Genomic DNA, 19,087 nt, shown 5'->3' on the forward strand with positions numbered 1-19,087 from the left:
TAATCATTTAAACGATTGATTTTATGCTAACCTTTTTTCACAGGTGCAAACTTAGCCATAACTACACGTACACCTTGCGTTGGGAATTCGATGGTCAATTTCATACCAGCCCCTTCACCGGATACGTTTACGACCTTACCATTCCCCCATTTACTGTGAATGGCCGTATCTCCAACCTTCCAATCAGCTATAACCTCATTACGAATGATTGGTTTTGTTACAGGACGACTTGTAACAGACATATGTCTTGGTACAGTTTGTTTAATATCATCCGGAACTTTCCGTTTTGCCCGCAAACCATCAACAAGTTCAGCTGGGATTTCATCTATAAAGCGGGATGGTAAATAACTGCTAGTACGACCAAATACAGTACGTGTTGTAGCATTAGAAATATATAATTCCTGTTCAGCACGCGTAATGCCAACGTAGGCTAGACGTCGTTCCTCTTCGATTTCCTCAGGGTTCATCAAGGTACGGCTATGAGGGAACAAGCCCTCTTCTAAGCCACCAAGGAATACAATAGGAAACTCAAGGCCTTTAGCGGCATGCAATGTCATCAATGTAACCTTAGAATCCTCTTGTTCAAAAGAATCTACATCATTAACAAGAGCCACTTGTTCCAAGAAATCTTCGACTGTACCAGTTGGATTCGTATCTTGAAAGTCCTTAGCCACGGATAGTAACTCACCTATATTCTCCGCACGAGCTTGATCTTGTGGGTCTGTACTTTCCTCTAACTGATATAAGTATCCTGTTCTATCAAGAATAGCTTCTAAGATATCTAAAACGGATTTATCATCCATTTCCGCAACAAGAGTAAAAATAAGAATACCAAACTCTTCTAACTTTTCCTTAGTTTTACCCTTAATACTATCTACGAGATGCAATTGAGTTAAGGTCATAAATAAGGATGTACCATTTTCACGAGCATAGTCCTGTAATTTAGAAACCGTTGTAGCACCGATACTACGCTTTGGTACATTAATAATGCGCAATAGACTCAAATCATCAAAAGGATTATATAATACGCGCAAATAAGCTAGCACATCTTTAATTTCTTTTCTATCGTAGAACTTTGTGCCCCCTACCATAGTATATGGCAAAGCACGCTTAATCAACGCTTCTTCTAGTACACGGGACTGGGCATTAGTGCGATATAAAATGGCCATATCACCATAACGTACACCGTGGATATCGTGTTTTTTTACGATAGTATCACCTATGAAAGCCGCTTCTTCATGTTCAGATTGAGCTGTAAAATGTTGAATTTTAGCCCCTTCTGTTTTATCAGTCCAAAGGTTCTTTTCAGGACGGCCTTCATTATTATCGATAACGGCATTAGCCGCATCCAAGATAATTTTAGTAGAACGATAATTCTGCTCTAATCTAATGGATGTACAATTTGGATAATCCTTTTCAAAATCGAGGATATTTTGAATATCTGCACCACGCCATGCATAAATACTTTGGTCAGCATCACCTACAACGGCGATGTTTTTCCAATGTGACGATAATAAATATGCCAATAAATATTGAGCATGGTTCGTATCTTGATATTCGTCAATCATGACATATCTAAAACGCTTGCTATATTTATCTAATACTGTTGCATTAGATTGTAGTAATTTTACAGCTACTAATAATAAGTCATCAAAGTCTAACGCATTATTTTTACGTAACTCTTTTTCATAGTATTCATAAACATCAGCTACCTTTTGTTGGTAAAAGTCTCGCGCTTGTTTTCTAAAATCAGAAGCAAACATCAATTTATTCTTTGCATCTGAAATAGCGCTAATCATAGCTCCCACGGGATAATATTTATCATCCAAATTAAGAGCCTTTAAAGCTGCCTTTATAACAACCTGTGAATCTGATGTATCATAAATTGTAAAGTTGCTATTGTATCCTAAAAAATTATCTAATTCAAAGCGTAAAAATTTAGCACAGAAACTATGGAATGTACTTAGCCAAATACGATTAGCAACATCCCCCACAAGTCCTTCAACACGACTTTTCATTTCTTTAGCCGCTTTATTGGTGAATGTAATGGCTAAGATTTCATAGGGATTTACACCTTGCGCTAATAAATATGCTATACGTACAGTTAATACCTTTGTTTTCCCTGACCCAGCACCGGCTAAAATCAATAGTGGTCCTTCTGTATGTTGTACAGCTTGCTGTTGCTCCCGATTCAAGCCATCTAACAATGATTGCATGGTATCTCCTTATCTATAACATAAAATGAGTAATTATAAATTGTCATCATATATAATAAAAACGTTGCAAGAGCAACGTTTTTATTATATATGTCGATATCCTTTATTATTTCATAGCTCCTAAAATTGGAGGTACAATTTGTTTCTTACGGGACATTGTATTTGGTAAGAATACAGCATTATCTTTTACATCTTTACCAAATGCGTTAACTACAACGGATTCTACATCACCGCTATAGATCAATGTTGTGCTTTCATCAAGAATATTGGTAACCATAATATAGGATGCCGCATAGCCATTAGCAGTACGAAGAGCTTCTAGAGCTGCTACTAATTCAGCTTGTTTAGCCAATACATCAGTTGTATCCATAACGGAAATTTGACCGATAGAAATCGTTTGACCTGCTTCGGAGAATTCCTTCATATCAGTACGAACAATTTCATCATTTGTTAAATCAGAAATATCTGCGCCAGCTTTCAACATTTCTAAACCATAAGATTCAATATCTACGCCAGCAATAGCAGCCAATTTATGAGCCATTTCTTTATCTGTTTCCGTGCATGTTGGCGAGCGGAATAATACAGTGTCAGAAATAATGGCAGACAACATTAAACCTGCAATATTTTTAGGAATCTCTTGATTATTTTCAATGTAAAGTTTCGTCAAAATTGTATTTGTACAGCCAACTGGTTCCATGCGAATAAATACAGGACCATCAGTTTCAAAATCACCTATACGATGATGATCGATAACACCACACATGTTCATAGATTTGTAGCCATCAATAATTTGTTTTGATTCATTGTGGTCAGTCAGATATAAATCGCCACCATTAGGAGCAAAATCTTCCCAATTAGTTACGATTTGTGGATGTTCAAAACCAAAGTAAGCCAAAACATATTTAGTTTCTTTGTTAGCATCACCAGCACATACAGGAGTAGCAGCTGTACCCATTTGTGTTAATAAATTAGCATATGAAATAGCAGAACAAATAGAATCAGTATCAGGACTTTTATGACCAGCCACAAATGTTTTTACTTCACTCATGTTTATACCTCTTTTATATAAATATTTCACAATATCGCCCATGCGATAATTAAATCATTTTAACTATCATATTATACCACAAAACATCTAAAAAAACACGCCTATAAGCTATGCTATAAGCGTGTTTTATTTGTGTTATGAAATTTGGATTTAGTGATTCTTTTTACCTTTCGTAAAGAATCCAGGGCCAAGTTTTTCTATGATGATGAATAGCATTGGAATGATAAAGATACCAAAGAACGTAGCTGTTGTCATACCTGCTACTACTGTGATACCCATTGATGTACGAGCACCAGAACCGGCACCAGTGGAAATTGCCAATGGCAATACACCAAAGATGAAGGCAAAGGATGTCATCAAAATTGGACGCAAACGAATCTTAGCTGCTTCGATAGCCGCATCGACGATATCCATACCGCGTTCATCTACACGAATCTTCGCATACTCGATAATCAGAATAGCGTTCTTCGCCGCCAAACCTACCAAGGTTAATAAACCGATTTGCATGTAAATATCATTTGCTAATTGGAATCGACCGGTAAAATTCAACAAGAATGGTACTAATGCAGCACCAATCATACCAGATGGTACAGAGAATAGTACGGCAAATGGAACCTTCCAGGATTCATACAATGCAGCAAGAATTAAGAATACAAATGTCAAACCAAGACCTAGAATTAGGAGTGTTTGAGAGCCGGCTTTTAACTCTTCACGTGTTTGGCCGCCCCAATCATATGTATACCCTTGTGGCAATGTTTTAGCAGCTGCATCTTTCAATGCTTGGATGGCATCACCAGAGGAGTAACCATTAGCGGCAGAACCACCAATTTGGACAGCCATGGCATTATCGAAACGCGTAATAGATGATGGTGTACCAGTTTTTTCTTTCGTAATATAGTTAGCAACGGAAACCATTTGTCCCTTGCTATTACGAACTGCTAGCATATTCAAGTTATCTGCATTTTGACGGAATGCGTCATCTGCTTGAACAATAACCTTATAGTTTTTACCATATGATGTATAATCGTTAACTTGGATACTACCATAGAAGCCTTGCAAAGCAGTAAAAATATCAGGCAAAGCAACACCGTCTTTAGCTGCTTTTTCTCGATTAATTTGGAACTGCAAAGAAGGTGTAGCAGTATCAAATGTAGTATACACTGTTCGGATAGCTGGGTTAGTACGAGCTTCTGCAATGAAAGCTTGTGCCCGTTCAGCCATTACCTCTGCACTATCACCAGATTTATTGATGATATACATTGTAAAACCACCAGTATTACCAAGACCAGGAATAGATGGAGGATTCAATGCTACTACACTCGCTTCTGGTACATTTTTAGCAGCAAAGCCAAATACAGCACCAACCATGGCATTAACAGATTGATCAGAAGACTTACGTTGATCCCAATCTTTCAATACTGCAAAGGAAGCCCCTGCACTTGATTTTTGACCGCCACCTAAAAGGTCAAAACCAGAAACGGTAAATACTTGCTCTACATTATCTTTAATACCCGGTGTCTGTTCTAAGAAATCTTTGATTTTATCAAGAGTTTCTACAGTACGAGCAGACGTTGCACCTGGTGGTTCGTTTACTGCAATTAAGAAATATCCACTATCCTCCGCCGGCACGAAACTTGTAGGTAAGAAATGGAATACAATGCCTGTACCAGCCGCAAAAACAAGTAATGTAAGAATAGTTAAGCTCAAACGATGGCTTAATCGAGCTAGTACCTTACCATACCAATCACTAAATCGTTCAAGACCATGATTGAATTTATTAAGTTGACGATGAACGAAGTCTTCGCGTTCTTTTTGTACATGTGGTTTTAACATCGTCGCACAAAGTGCAGGTGTTAACACCAAAGCCACGATAGCTGAAATAGCTACGGAAACTGCGATGGTCAAGGCAAATTGCTTATATAAAATACCTGTCATCCCCCCCATAAAGGCAACTGGAATAAATACGGCAGATAATACAAAAGCAATACCGATAACTGGACCTTGTACATTTTCCATGGCTTTTATAGCTGCCTCTTTTGGAGATAAGCCATTATATTTTAATTCATACTCTACAGCTTCTACTACTACAATAGCATCATCCACGACAAGGCCGATGGCCAGTACCATGGCAAATAGAGTCAATGTATTGATAGAGAAGTCCAACAATATAAACGCACCAAATGTACCGAGTAGAGATACAGGAACCGCAATCATCGGAATCAATGTAGATCGCCAAGATTGTAAGAATACGTACACAACGATAAGAACAAGTACTAATGCTTCAAAGAATGTATGCTCTACTTCATTAATAGAAGCACGTACGAATTTAGTATTATCTACAACTTCATGATATTCCAAATCTTGTGGGAACGATTTAGATTGTTCTGCTAAGATTTTTTGAACATTTGCAATCGTTTCTAACGCATTCGCATCATTTTGTAAAGAAACGGCAAAACCAGCAGTTGGTCGATGTTCAACAAATAGGATTTCACCAGATGGAGCATTATTATCTCGATAGGAAGCTTTTGGAGTAAAATCATAACCCTTAGCCCCTACATCAATACGAGCAATGTCCTTTAAATGTAATACGGTACCATTAGAATTTTTGATAACAATATTGCCAAATTGTTGCTCTGTTACAAGACGACCATCAATTTTAATCGGATATTGAAATGCTTGTTCCCCATTTGTAGGGTTCTTACCAACTGTACCAGCTGCAGCTTGTACGTTTTGACTCTTAATAGCAGCTGTTACCTCTGAAAGAGTAACACCTAATTTTTGCATCTTACTAGGATCCAACCATATGCGCATTGCGTAGTCGGAACCAAACTCTTGAACAGAACCAACGCCTTTTACCCCTTTAATGGCATCCATCAAATAGTTAGTACCATAGTTTTTAAGGAATGTACTATCAAATGTACCATTAGGAGAGTTCAAGGAGAAAATATATGCCATATCACCGGATGATTTCGTAGTTGTTACACCAACTTGTTGAACCTCGGATGGCAATTGTGCAAGTGCTGCTTGTACACGGTTTTGTGTATTAACCGTATCCATATCGGCATCGCTGCCTTGATTAAATTGGAGTGACAAGGAATAGGTACCATTACTGGAACTTGTAGACGTCATAAAGTCTAAATCCTGAACCCCAACAATTTGTGTTTCAATAACACTAGCCACAGTATCATTTACGACTTGAGCAGTAGCACCTGTGTACGCAGTGCTAACTTGTACTGATGGCGGAGAAATTTGTGGATATCGAGCTATCGGAAGGTTAACCATTGAAATAAGGCCAGCCAAAGTAATCATGATGGCTATAACAATGGCAAAGATAGGTCGATTAATGAAAAATTTCGACACGTCTTACCTCCTATTGTTTAGCTGTTTCAATTTGAGATTTACTTAATTCTGTAGCCTGTACCTTTGCACCATTTTTAACCTTAGTCAAACCATCTACAACGATTTGATCGCCATCAGCAAGACCAGATTTAACAATTGTGAAAGCCCCAGTCGTACCACCAAGTTCAACAGCCTTTTGAGATACTGTACCGTCTTGACCAATTACGTAAACAAAGTTTTTATCCATAATTTGTAAGATTGATTTTGTTGGTATTAAAATTGCATTTGATAGTTTTTCACCAGGAGAAACAATAGTAGCAAACATATTTGGTAATAATAGATGATCTGGATTAGGGAAGGAAGCTTTCAATACGAGTTTACCAGTAGAACTATCTAATGATCTTGCAGCTTGTACAACAGCACCTACACCACTTTTATATTCCTCACCATTAGCAAGGAGTAGTTTTAGGTTAGTACCACTACTTTCATCACCAGAACGAGTATTCATGAAGTCTAAGTACTCTTGTTCTGTCATGCTGAATTCAACAAAAATAGGATCGATAGAATCTATAGTCACCAATGTAGTGGACCCAGCATTAACAAATGTACCTAAATCGACATCATCCATGCGTAATGTACCAGAGTATGGAGCATAGATGATAGTATCACCCAAGTTATCTTGTGCAATTTTCAATGCTGCTTGTTGCGCTTCATATGCTGCCTTAGCTTGCTCAGTCGCTGAGCGTTGTGTATCAACACGTTGACGCGCAATCGCATCTTGATTTGCCAATACTTCATAACGATTCAAATCTAGCTCAGCATTTTGATAATTTGCATTTGCTTGTGCCACATTTGCTTCTGCTGTTGCTACACTAGACTCATATTGACGAGAATCAATTCTAAATAGCGGTTGTCCCGCTACAACTTGGTCCCCACCCTTAACAAATTTTTCAACAACATAACCAGTTACACGGGCATGAACAGCTACAGAGTTCTCTGCTACAACTGTACCTGTAAATGTTTGGTCCACTTGTGCATTTTGCGAAACCACTTTATAAGAGTTTACGGCAACATCTGATGCTTGCTGTTGTTGACTACCACAGCCTGCTACCAGTAATGCGGATACCGCCAATACTGCTAACATGCGTGAATAACGAGACTTCATTACATGTTCTCCTTTTCATAACACAAAATCTATAATATCCAAATTCATAAATATCTCAATTTATTGTACTTGATTCCAAGTCGATAGTCAAGATTTCTATATACTATAAACCTTGATAAAACCTAGATTTCATCTATGTTTTTACTCGTTTAATTGTGTGCAATTTCACTCTATAGATTCTTACATAAGTAAGAATTTGTGAACAAAACAAAAAAATACCGAGAATATGAATCAATTAATATGATACATATTCGTCGGTATATACACATCTGATATGGTGGAGATGAGGAGAGTCGAACTCCTGTCCAAAAGCGTTGCCATATAGACTTCTCCGAGCGCAGTCTATGATTTACATCTCAAGTACCTTTCGCACACAGACAAACTAGAGTACTCCAGTTCATGTTGTCTCGCCTAATTCATATGAACGACTAAATTAAGCCAGCCTACGGTTTGACGTCCATTCACACTTGGTAGGCACAAGTATGAAGGACGTAGCTTATGCAGCTAATGCAAAATTTTCTTCTGCGTTTAAATGTTTTCCCACCGTTTAACGGCCCAATGGAACGCCGACTCGCTATCTATACCACACTCGCCCCTGTCGAAACCTTTACATCCCCATGGGTTTGTTGGTCTAATTATCATACCCCTATTACATCTTCATGTCAACCCTATCATATATTCATATCAACTAGTAAATCCCTAAGAGTATTGGCTACATAATCAAGTTGCTCTTGACTATGAGCGGCTGTGACGGTCATGCGGAGTCTACTTTCACCAACGGGAACAGTCGGTGGACGTATAGCGGTAATAATGATACCTCGTAACTCTAATTCATATGCTAGTGATAAAGCCCTCTCATTATCCCCCACAATAATTGGAAATATTGGGGTTTCATCATCACATTCAATTCCCATTGACTGTAATTTATTGGCCATATATGCGGTGTTTTCATTTAATTGTTCCACTACTAGTGGTTCATTTTTAACAATAGTAAGTGCTTCTAAGGCGGCTCCGATATCAGCAGGTGATAATGCTGTAGAGAATATAAAGCTTCGACTGTAATTAACTAGATATTCAATTAATTCCTTGCGCCCCGCAACATAACCACCAACAGAACCTAACGCCTTACTCAATGTACCAAGTTGTACATCTACATCGGTAAGTCCAAAATGATGTGCTGTACCTCTGCCATTGCCTAATACACCTGTAGAATGAGCATCATCAACCATAAGTAGAGCATTGTATTCTTTTCCTAACTCATATAGTTTATCCAATGGTGCAATATCTCCATCCATACTAAATACACCGTCGGTAATAATCATTTTATGAGAGGATTTATAATTCTTAAGAATATGCTCTGCATGCTCTATATCTTTGTGATTATACCGTTCAATACGAGCCCCACTAAGGCGACACCCATCAATGATACTGGCATGGTTCAATTCATCGCTAATGATGATGCTATTTTTATTCATCAGCGCCGTAATCGTCCCTACATTAGCCATATAACCAGTGTTAAATACAAGTGCTTGCTCTGTATGTTTAAAATCTGCAATACCTAGTTCCAGTTCGTTAAACAAAGGGAATGTACCAGATGTAAGTCGGGCTCCACCAGAACCAGTTCCATATTGTTCAACCGCATATTTAGCGGCTTGTTGAACACGCAAATCATGGGTAAGACCTAAATAATTATTAGACGCCATCATAATAAATTCTTGATTATTACGTTTAACGCGTACAGCATCTATCGGCTCATAGACCTTAATACTTCTTTTATTCTGTTCTTTTTCTTTCGCTTCTAACTGGGCCCTAAAGTTTTGATAATAATCCACGTTACCACCGTACCAATACTGTTATATTCTCTAAATAATCAACAATTTCATGAATAGGCCTGTTTATATCAACAAAAAATACACGACCTCCAATAGGGTTCCCCATATCCTTCATATTAGGAATGCGATGATATACACCATTACAAGCTACATATCCTACTGTATAATCTGGATCGTCGGACCAACAAAGCTCGCCCACAATCCCTGGACAAGATTGTACCTTAGTGGCCAGTACGAGAGCTTCACGCATATGTACATTCATAGGTCTTATTTCAGTGCCACATGCATCCATATGACTTACGCGAACACCGCGCATATTGTCTTGGTCTAACCGCACACCTGTATTAGCATCCAGCAAAATAGCGCCACGCATATTACCTGGTAATTGTCCAAGTTCCGTGAAAGCCTGTTCTACGGCCTTATTAGTCACAACAGACTGTAATAACTCTTTTGCTAATTCATGCGATTCTTTTACAGACTCAGTCTGATGTTCATCAATAGCGATACAATCAACGTAAGCAATATCTTCATCGTGAACCGCATCTATACGAATATTTATAAAATCTGACTTGCCTTTACTATGCTGCAATGCACGATGAATTAAAGAGGCCGCTACAGATTCTAAATCACTTTCTTCTACTATGCGTTCAGCACCTGATATATGGCGGCCTCCTTCTTCATGCGGACCACCTTCTGCACCACGCATACGAATACTGTATAACCCCATCATCGCACGACCTTTCGTGGTGCACTATATATAGCCATTGACACAACCTTTTTAAATACGGCCGTCATGATAGGTGCCATGATAGCAGTAAAAATCATACCAGGTACAGCAAGCATAACCATGGCAAGAGCTCCTTTACCAACATAGACGGATAGAGTTAATCGAGCTACCGTCGAAGCAATAGGACCACTTAAAATAACGCCAAGCATATGATTTTTGCAAATCCACAATAAGAAACCCACAACTAATCTAAATTGCATAGCAATAGCAACACTTAGAAAATTTTGTGTCCCCAATGCTAATCCGATAAGGCTGGATAAACAACCGCTGATGATGTACTTTTTAAACCCAAATGCCGCACAAATAGCAACAGCTAAAGGTGCCGATAGCTGGAACTCAATGCCAGGCACAAGATTAGGAATTTTGATAGCACCCAAAATTGTTATCATCGCTGTTAGAATACCGATTTCTGTGATTTGCCGAATTTGACTCATTTGCTACACCTCATCATACACATGCATTGTTAACTATAAAAACTATATATTTGTTTACATTATATGAAATTATGTGACATTTATCAACCTTCATTTAAATCAATAAGTTTACAATAACCATAAAAAACAGGGACTGAAAACAGTCCCATAAAATAGTTAAAAATTGATTGTATTAAAAACCTGTAATACAGATCCATAATAGGAATTAAAATCTGCTGTAAAATATCCGCCATTGTACAATGCATTGATATACGAATACAGAGATGTAGCATTCGTCATGCCATCCTCTCTATAATAGGTTAGATAATTACCAAAATAATTGGCAAAATCAACAAAATCAGTAAAATGTCTCCAACTACCATCTGATGCTGTAACACCGCCTAAATTATGGTGAGTGGCTTGTAGTTGAGATGTAAATCCACCAGTTTCAATATACCATTGAGTATATATAAATTTAGGATCTACATGCACTCCGTTTTCAGCTGCTTTTTGAGCTGATATTTTTGCCAAACTATAAAAGTATTGATTAACTTCCACTAAACATCCTCCTATTATATATCAGTATTTTTGTTGTTCTTTCAAACGTTTAGCAATATCTCGTTTTGCATCTCGTTCCGCCATATCTTGGCGTTTATCGTATAACTTTTTACCTGTCACAAGGCCTACGGTTACCTTTACATATCCACGACTAAAATGAAAGTTCAAAGGAATTAGAGAGAATCCCTTTTCTTTCACTTGTTGGAATAATTTTTTAATTTCTGCTTTATGCATTAATAGCTTACGAGTTCGTTCAGGTTCGTGATTGAAGCGATTCCCTTGCTCATATGGGCTGATATGAACCCCATAGAGAAGCATTTCCCCCTTATCAATACGAATAAAGCTATCTTTAAGGTTCAATTTACCTTGTCGAATCGATTTGATTTCTGTTCCTGTCAATGCGATACCAGCCTCATAGGTTTCATGAATATTAAAATCATGACGTGCCTTGCGGTTATCAGCAATTAATGATGGAGCATCTTTCTTTGCCATAGTCACCTCACAATACTTTTAACATATATTCTTATCGTTTACGTTTTTTTACTTTCTTCTTAGAATCTTTACGACCCTTTTTAGATTTTTTCGGACCAGATGTGTTAGAACGTTTATCTCTAGTTTTTGAAGATTTACTTTGGCCCTTGCCTCTTCGTTTTAATTGCTTTGAAATACCAGAACGCCCAAATGGTTTCTTTTCCCTAGCACCTACATAGCCTTCAGAATTTTTCATTATTTCCTGAATTCTCATGAGATTGTCTACTTCGCCTAGAACAAAGTCGATTTGACGCTTTTCTACATCGGCTTTCACCAGTGTAACCGTTACGGTATCACCCAAATGATAGATTTGACCAGTACGTTTACCGACGAGCAAGAAATGCTCTTCATCGTAAAAATAGTAATCATCAGTCATCATGTTCATATGGACAAGTCCATCTATACCATTATCTAGTTCTACGAACATTCCAAAGGACGTAATGCTAGAAATCTTGCCTTCAAATACTTCGCCAATAAATGGAACCATGTATTGGGTTTTCTTTAAATCGACTGTGTCGCGCTCAGCAGCTACAGCCACTTGTTCACGTTCTGAAGAATGCACAGCAGCACGTTCTAAAAATTCTGTTTTAGTATCGCGGTTTGCATATCCATCAGGCCATCCCATATCAGCTTTTAATAAGCGATGTACCATGAGATCTGGATATCTTCTAATAGGCGATGTAAAGTGTGTGTAGCATTTCGAAGCCAACCCAAAATGACCTGCATTATCTATGCTATATTTAGCTTGTTGCATGGAACGCAATGTCATGATTTGTGCTACTTGTTCAACATCAGTTCCCTTAACAGCATCGAGAATTTGTTGGAACACACGAGGTTCCAATTCATCGAGTCGCAATCGAATATCTTGACCTAAATAATTGAGTACCTTTTGATACATACTCATCTTTTCTTCGCTCGGTGTTTCATGGATACGATATACACTCGTACGGTTTGTATTCTTTAGATGAGTAGCTACCGTTTCATTAGCTATAAGCATACATTCTTCAATAAGTCGTTCTGCTAATGTCCGGTCGCGACGTACAATGCGCAATGGTGTGCCTTCTGTATCTAAAAGCACCTTATATTCAGGGAAATCAAAATCCAGTGCACCACGACGACGGCGCATATCATTTAAAGTTTTTGCGATGTCGGATAAATTGTGAATCATCGGCATAAGAGGTGCCAAGTCATCAGGAATAATATCTTCGGTTAATGCTTTATAAATCTCTTTATAACTGCAACGGCGATTCACATGGATGATAGATGGTTGAATCCGATAATTAACAACCTTACCATTTGTATCAATTTCCATCATACAGGTCATGGCATACCGATCTTCGCCAGCGTTTAAGCTACAGATACCATTGGATAGTACCTCTGGTAACATGGGGATAACTCTGTCTACTAGATAGACAGATGTACCGCGTTTATAGGCCTCTCTATCGATAGCCTTTTGTGACACTACATAATGGCTTACATCGGCAATATGTACACCTAGTTCATAGTTACCATTATCGAGTTTACGACCACTTACGGCATCATCAAGGTCCTTTGCATCTTCTCCATCGATGGTAACCATTGGCACGTCGCGTAAATCCCAACGTTTAGGATCATCTGTAATGGTTGTGTTGATATGTTGACTCGCTTTCACAACCTCGTCTGGAAAAGAAAATGGCAAACTATAGTTAGCCATAATACAGTTAATATCAAGGCCTACGTCACCTTTATAGCCCAATACTTCTGTAATGGCACCTTCTGGTTTCTTATCGCCTTCTGGCCATTTGATAATTTTTACAAGCACCTTAGCACCACTACGAGCATCTAAGGTATTATGTAAGTCAACGTAAATATCTGTTCCTAAACGTTCATCATCAGGTATAACAAACCCAAAAGACTGTTGTCTATCATAGGTGCCTACAACGGTTTCATTAGCTCGTTCTATGACTTCAGTCACTACGCCTTCACGTTTATGGTGTGAATCACTAGATGCAACAATGCGTACCCTAACCTTATCATTGTGCATAGCAGTTCCCTTATTTTGTTCAGCTATATATACATCTTCTTCATTAGGTGCCGTTATAACAAAGCCAAAAGATTTTCTATACCCCTTGTAAATGCCTTCAATGATTTCTGTATCGTTATTAAACGCATACACATCTCTACGGATAAAGCTTAGACGGCCTTCTTTTAATAGCGCTTTAGCCGCATCCATAAAGGCATCAAATTCACGACCGCCCTTAATATGACAATCCATAGCCGCATCCTCTATATGATATGTATGGGGATAAATAGATTTATAAAAAGCTAACACCTTTTCCTTCATACAAACACCTCCTTTATATATTATTTCGTATAAATTTCATACTAAAAAAAGAAAAGCCTGCTAGGCAGGCTTTCAAATTAGTATTGGTTAATCATTGCCCCTAGAACTAAGCTCAACACAGCAAAGATAATACCTAAAAAGATTGTGCAACGAGCTAAAAACCCGTCTAAACCACGTGCTTTACCGCCGAATGAAGAATCAGCCGTACCAGATACAGCACCACCCATACCAGAACTTTTACTGGATTGAGCAATAACAACCACAATCAATAATACAGACACAATGATTTCTAAAACCATTAAAAAATTTGTCACAATAGTCATCCTTCCTGTGTAGAAACATCTAATACACGATGCTCTAAAAACTTCTCTAATTTACGTTTAACCCTTTGTAAAGCATTATCAATAGATTTGATACTGCGCTCAGTACCTTTTGCCATTTCTTGATATGATTTACCGTCTAAATAACCTTCTAACACTTGCCACTCTAAATCACTTAAAATATGACCAATGTTTTTCTCTATATCATCTAATTCCTCTTGACTGATGATTAAATCCTCAGGATTTGTATTGCGTGCTGATGAAAGCATTTCTAACAAGGTCCGTTCGGATTCTTCTGTGTACACAGGCTTATTTAAAGAAATATAAGAATTTAGTGGTGCGTGCTTTTGACGCGTTGCAGATTTGATAGCCGTAATAATTTGCCTTGTAATACATAACTCTGCAAAGGCACGGAAAGAGGCTAATTTATCATGTCTAAAATCACGAGTAGCCTTATACAGACCAATCATGCCTTCTTGAATAATATCATCTCGATCGGCGCCTACGAGAAAATAGGTACGCGCTTTGGCACGTACAAAATTTTTATATTTATTGACTATATAGTCGATTGCAAACTCATTTTGCTCTTGTTGAGCTATGACCACAACTTGCTCATCGGTCATTTCCTTGAAATTGTAATCGGACTGGCGCATATGAATATTGTTCATAGGTCCTCCATACAATCACATATTGTAGAAATACCAATATATGTTATTATACTTGAATTATATATGTTCTGCAATATTTATGAATTAGAAACTAATTCTCATCACTGCGTTATGTCTATCTGTACTACTTATTTAGTACCTCTACGTATGGCTTCTAATTTTTCAGCCACATCGGGAGCTAAATGGTCATATACTTCATTTCTTCTAAGTACCATTTGATCACGGTGATGCTTATGAGTATATTGTAATCGTTCCTCTTGTTTAGCAAGACGCACATCATTTTGCAACTCTCTTGCAGGTATCCTAAGGCCACCAGAACCTAATATTTGATTCTGTTCGGCACCATCAGATGTTACAACATACACATTTGTATACTTGCCCTTACGCAAAAATACCTCTCGTTCAATAAAGGAATCTGCCGTTTCACCATCATCAGTATAAACTTCTATAAACCCTTTTGTTATCTCTTCAATGCTCGCTATTGATTTAGTATATTTACCATCAAAAACAAGAATGACTTCATAACCTTTAAATTTGCCATAGTTTAGTAACAGATTACGCAATTCCATACGTGCGTGTTCCAAGGATTCATTAGCCAAATTTTTTAAACTTTGCCATGCGAAGATGACATTATATCCATCAACGATTAATATATCCTTTAACATAGGGCACCTCTATTTTGCCTTTATAGTCCGTTGACGAACTGCTTCATACATAAGAATAGCTGCCGCTACAGATGCATTTAAGGAGTTCAAATTACCATACATAGGAATAGTAACTAGGAAATCACAAGCTTCCTTTACAACGCGACTAATTCCCTTACCTTCATTTCCGATAACAAGAACTGTAGGTATTGTTAAATCAGCTTCATATAAGGTACGGTCACCTTCCATATGCGCCCCAAGAACCCAAAAGCCTTGTTTTTGCAACTGTTTAATCGTTTGAGCTACATTGCCCACTTGGACGAGTGGAATTTGCTCTACTGCACCAGCTGATGTTTTAGCGACTGTAGCATTGATAGGTGCATTATGGCGTTTTGGAATCAATACGGCTGTAGCCCCCACGCATTCAGCGGTACGAATAATAGCCCCCATGTTATGGGGATCTTCTACACCATCTGTCAGAATTAGTAATGGGGGCTCTTGATTAGATTCTTGTAGCACTTCGCCAAGTTCTTTAAACTCTACCGCATTTACAAAGGCAATTACACCTTGATGTGGTACGTCTGTTTCATAGCGATTCATTTGCTTAATAGGCGTAGGGCGTATCTCAACCCCCTTCGATTTTGCAAGGCCTACAATATCTGACAAACCCGTTTTAACCTTATCTTCACTAACTAAAATCCGTTGTATTGAGCGTCCTGCTTTTAATGCTTCTTTTACGGCATTTCTGCCTACAATATAATTATCCATGTGAAAGTCCTCTTAATGTAATAGAATAGGCCTCTTGCATTAACTCGTTAAGGCGGTCTTGCTGACCTGATTCATATAAGAACCCAAGGACTGCTTCAAAGGCTGTACTATTTCGGTATTCTCGAACGGAGCTGCTTTTAGGTACATTCACATTACTATTGCGAGCTCGCCTAGCAATAGTTTGTTCATCTTCTGTAAGAATCGATTCCAATTGTTCAAATGCCTTAGACTGTGATTTTGCGCAAATAAACTCGGTAACTAGAGTATGTAAAACCTGTACCTTAGAAATACTCATTTCTACCACACGTTGTCTAATATACATGGAATAAACAGCATCACCAATATATGCCAACATGACAGCATCTGAAGCTATCACTTCAGATGCTGATTTAGGTACAAAAGAGCTATGCTCTGTATCCAAAAGTATTAATTTTTTAATGGCTTCTTGTTTCAAGAATTGAAATTGTTTAAATTTCACGCTTTTTCCACCGTGCTCCTGTTGGAGAATCCTCAATAGTAATGCCAATTTTCGCTAAACGATCACGAATACAATCTGCCAATGCCCATTGTTTTTGTTCTCGGCACGCTTGACGTACAGATAGAATAACATCCATCAATTGTTCGTATTCAGCTGCATCAGCGCCCGTGTTTCCTTCCCAGGATTTTTGTAATACGCCAACGACCTCGGTCATGAATTTAAAAATGCGTTTTACTTCTGCAATAGCATCTTGGCAAACAACACCATTATTGCTACTTACGCTCTGGTAGTAAATGTTGATTTCTTTAGCCAAGCCAAACATGCTAGATGTGGCTAGTGCAGTGTTGAAATCATCACTCATTGCAACTTCAAATTCTTCTTCATATACTTTAGCCTGTTCTAATAAACGTTCTGCATCTTCACAAGAACCAGGCTCACATTTTTCAAGGTATAATAAATTTTCAATAGCTGTATTAAGACGTTCTAAGGATTTATTAGCTTCTTCTAATCGTTCATCAGAGAAATCCAATGGGCTACGATAATGTGTGCTTAACAAGAAATAACGCAATGCATCTGGACTATATTGTTCTAAAATGTCTTTCACTAAGAAGAAATTATTCAAAGATTTAGACATTTTTTCGGAATTAATAGTAATGAAACCATTATGTAACCAGTATTTTACAGATGGATGATGTCCAGAACAACCTTCGGATTGAGCAATTTCATTTTCATGATGAGGAAATATTAAGTCACTGCCACCGCCATGGAAATCAAACTCTTCTCCTAAATATTTTTGGCTCATAGCGGAACATTCAATATGCCAACCCGGACGACCATTGCCCCAAGGACTTTCCCAGAATGGTTCGCCTGGTTTGGCAGATTTCCAAAGCGCAAAGTCCATAGGATTCTTTTTACGGCCATCGACTTCAATACGAGCGCCTGCTTCCATATCATCTAAGGTACGACCAGACAATTCACCATAATGCTCGAATTTTTCTACGCTAAAATACACATCGCCATCTAACTCATAGGCATAGCCCTTTTCAATAAGGGTTGCAATCATTTTAATGATATCAGGAATATGTGTAGATACACGTGGATATACGTCAGCACGCTCCACACCAAGTGCATCCATGACTTCAAAGTAGCTATCAATATAGCGATTAGCAATTACGTCCCACGCTACGCCTTCACCATTAGATGTATTGATAATTTTATCATCTACATCGGTAAAATTTTGTACATAAGTCACTTTATATCCCACATGCTTCATGTAGCGACGGATTACGTCCCAAGTTACGAAAGGACGAGCATTGCCAATGTGAGGATGATTATATGGTGTTACACCACATACATACATCTTCGCTTCACCTGGCGTTACTGGAGTAAACACCTCTTTTTGGCGCGTCATTGTATTATAAACTGTAATTTCTCTCATCGTTACCGATGCCTCCATGTCCTATAAAATAAAAAAGACCTCTCATCTCATACAGAGACGATGGTCCGCGGTTCCACTCTGTTAGGTATCACAAAAATACCCACTCAACGCATAACGGCGCGTGACCGGACAAACCTACCTATAATCGGAATGCCAGCTCATGAATGCATTTCGTCTACCTATCCTTAAACCCTTTCACCATCGGTTCTCGCTAAAAAGTTAGTCGTAGAGTACTTCTTTCAATCTCTGCTGTTAATGTATAACCTCTATTTAGATATGAAATAATTTTACCAATAATGCTAAAGAATGTCAATAATTACAAGAAAAATCCCTATTCTTCTCCCCCATATATACGCCCATATAGCAACTGTATGAAACATATATTAAGTTATGAGAATAGAGATTTTATCACTCGATATGTTTGATAGCAATTATCAAATATATCGAGTGTAGACAGATTAGAAATATTGGTAATTAAGCATACTCTAATTTGTCTTGATTATCATGTTTTCTGCAAATGCCTGCGAAGATAGAACCTGTAAAGTTCTATAGAATATAT

General features: G+C 38.0%; 16 protein-coding genes, 1 other RNA gene and 1 other annotated feature. All 17 genes read right to left on the reverse strand.

Annotated features, from left to right (window positions below):
• Positions 1–26: 26 nt before the first annotated feature.
• A complete protein-coding gene (gene pcrA / locus VEI_RS05115; protein WP_059362746.1) occupies positions 27–2,216 on the reverse strand; it encodes a DNA helicase PcrA in 2,190 nt (729 codons plus the stop codon).
• Positions 2,217–2,322: 106 nt separating this feature from the next.
• Complete coding sequence (locus VEI_RS05120) at positions 2,323–3,264, reverse strand: manganese-dependent inorganic pyrophosphatase (RefSeq protein ID WP_059362750.1); 942 nt, start codon at positions 3,262–3,264, stop codon at positions 2,323–2,325.
• 150 nt (positions 3,265–3,414) lie between these two features.
• A complete protein-coding gene (locus tag VEI_RS05125; protein ID WP_059362753.1) occupies positions 3,415–6,624 on the reverse strand; it encodes an efflux RND transporter permease subunit in 3,210 nt (1,069 codons plus the stop codon).
• Between the two features lie 10 nt (positions 6,625–6,634).
• Positions 6,635–7,768 carry an efflux RND transporter periplasmic adaptor subunit gene (locus VEI_RS05130; protein ID WP_059362756.1) on the reverse strand — a complete coding sequence of 378 codons (1,134 nt, stop codon included), beginning with the start codon at positions 7,766–7,768 and terminating at the stop codon, positions 6,635–6,637.
• Between the two features lie 275 nt (positions 7,769–8,043).
• Positions 8,044–8,385, reverse strand: a transfer-messenger RNA (tmRNA) gene (gene ssrA / locus VEI_RS05135).
• A 54-nt stretch (positions 8,386–8,439) separates the two neighbouring features.
• Positions 8,440–9,600 carry an 8-amino-7-oxononanoate synthase gene (bioF, locus tag VEI_RS05140; protein ID WP_059362758.1) on the reverse strand — a complete coding sequence of 387 codons (1,161 nt, stop codon included), beginning with the start codon at positions 9,598–9,600 and terminating at the stop codon, positions 8,440–8,442.
• Position 9,601: 1 nt separating this feature from the next.
• A complete protein-coding gene (locus VEI_RS05145; protein ID WP_059362761.1) occupies positions 9,602–10,330 on the reverse strand; it encodes a 6-carboxyhexanoate--CoA ligase in 729 nt (242 codons plus the stop codon).
• Positions 10,327–10,821, reverse strand: a complete 495-nt coding sequence (locus VEI_RS05150; RefSeq protein WP_059362764.1) for a hypothetical protein — start codon at positions 10,819–10,821, stop codon at positions 10,327–10,329. The genes VEI_RS05145 and VEI_RS05150 overlap by 4 nt, the downstream gene beginning before the upstream one ends.
• A 156-nt stretch (positions 10,822–10,977) precedes the next feature.
• Positions 10,978–11,358, reverse strand: a complete 381-nt coding sequence (locus tag VEI_RS05155) for a glucosaminidase domain-containing protein (RefSeq protein ID WP_059362768.1) — start codon at positions 11,356–11,358, stop codon at positions 10,978–10,980.
• A gap of 21 nt (positions 11,359–11,379) precedes the next feature.
• Positions 11,380–11,850, reverse strand: a complete 471-nt coding sequence (gene smpB, locus VEI_RS05160) for an SsrA-binding protein SmpB (protein ID WP_059362771.1) — start codon at positions 11,848–11,850, stop codon at positions 11,380–11,382.
• 31 nt (positions 11,851–11,881) lie between these two features.
• Positions 11,882–14,212: a ribonuclease R gene (rnr, locus tag VEI_RS05165; protein ID WP_059362774.1), complete on the reverse strand. Its 2,331-nt coding sequence runs from the start codon at positions 14,210–14,212 to the stop codon at positions 11,882–11,884.
• A gap of 77 nt (positions 14,213–14,289) precedes the next feature.
• The gene (secG, locus tag VEI_RS05170) at positions 14,290–14,526 is read right to left on the reverse strand and encodes a preprotein translocase subunit SecG (RefSeq protein ID WP_059362925.1); all 237 of its coding nucleotides are present in this window, start codon (positions 14,524–14,526) and stop codon (positions 14,290–14,292) included.
• 5 nt (positions 14,527–14,531) lie between these two features.
• Positions 14,532–15,200, reverse strand: coding sequence for an RNA polymerase sporulation sigma factor SigH (gene sigH / locus VEI_RS05175; protein ID WP_059362776.1), 669 nt, complete (start codon positions 15,198–15,200; stop codon positions 14,532–14,534).
• A gap of 128 nt (positions 15,201–15,328) precedes the next feature.
• Positions 15,329–15,865, reverse strand: a complete 537-nt coding sequence (locus tag VEI_RS05180) for an NYN domain-containing protein (RefSeq protein WP_059362779.1) — start codon at positions 15,863–15,865, stop codon at positions 15,329–15,331.
• 9 nt (positions 15,866–15,874) lie between these two features.
• Entirely contained in the window at positions 15,875–16,612 is a 738-nt protein-coding gene (rlmB, locus tag VEI_RS05185; protein ID WP_059362785.1) for a 23S rRNA (guanosine(2251)-2'-O)-methyltransferase RlmB, read from the reverse strand.
• Complete coding sequence (locus VEI_RS05190; RefSeq protein WP_059362788.1) at positions 16,605–17,090, reverse strand: Mini-ribonuclease 3; 486 nt, start codon at positions 17,088–17,090, stop codon at positions 16,605–16,607. The genes rlmB and VEI_RS05190 overlap by 8 nt, the downstream gene beginning before the upstream one ends.
• Entirely contained in the window at positions 17,080–18,528 is a 1,449-nt protein-coding gene (cysS, locus tag VEI_RS05195; protein ID WP_059362790.1) for a cysteine--tRNA ligase, read from the reverse strand. Before cysS ends, VEI_RS05190 begins: the two co-directional genes overlap by 11 nt.
• A gap of 50 nt (positions 18,529–18,578) precedes the next feature.
• Positions 18,579–18,784, reverse strand: a binding site (T-box leader).
• Positions 18,785–19,087 lie beyond the last annotated feature (303 nt).

This window comes from Veillonella tobetsuensis, from assembly GCF_001078375.1.
Classification (GTDB): Bacteria; Bacillota; Negativicutes; order Veillonellales; family Veillonellaceae; genus Veillonella; species Veillonella tobetsuensis.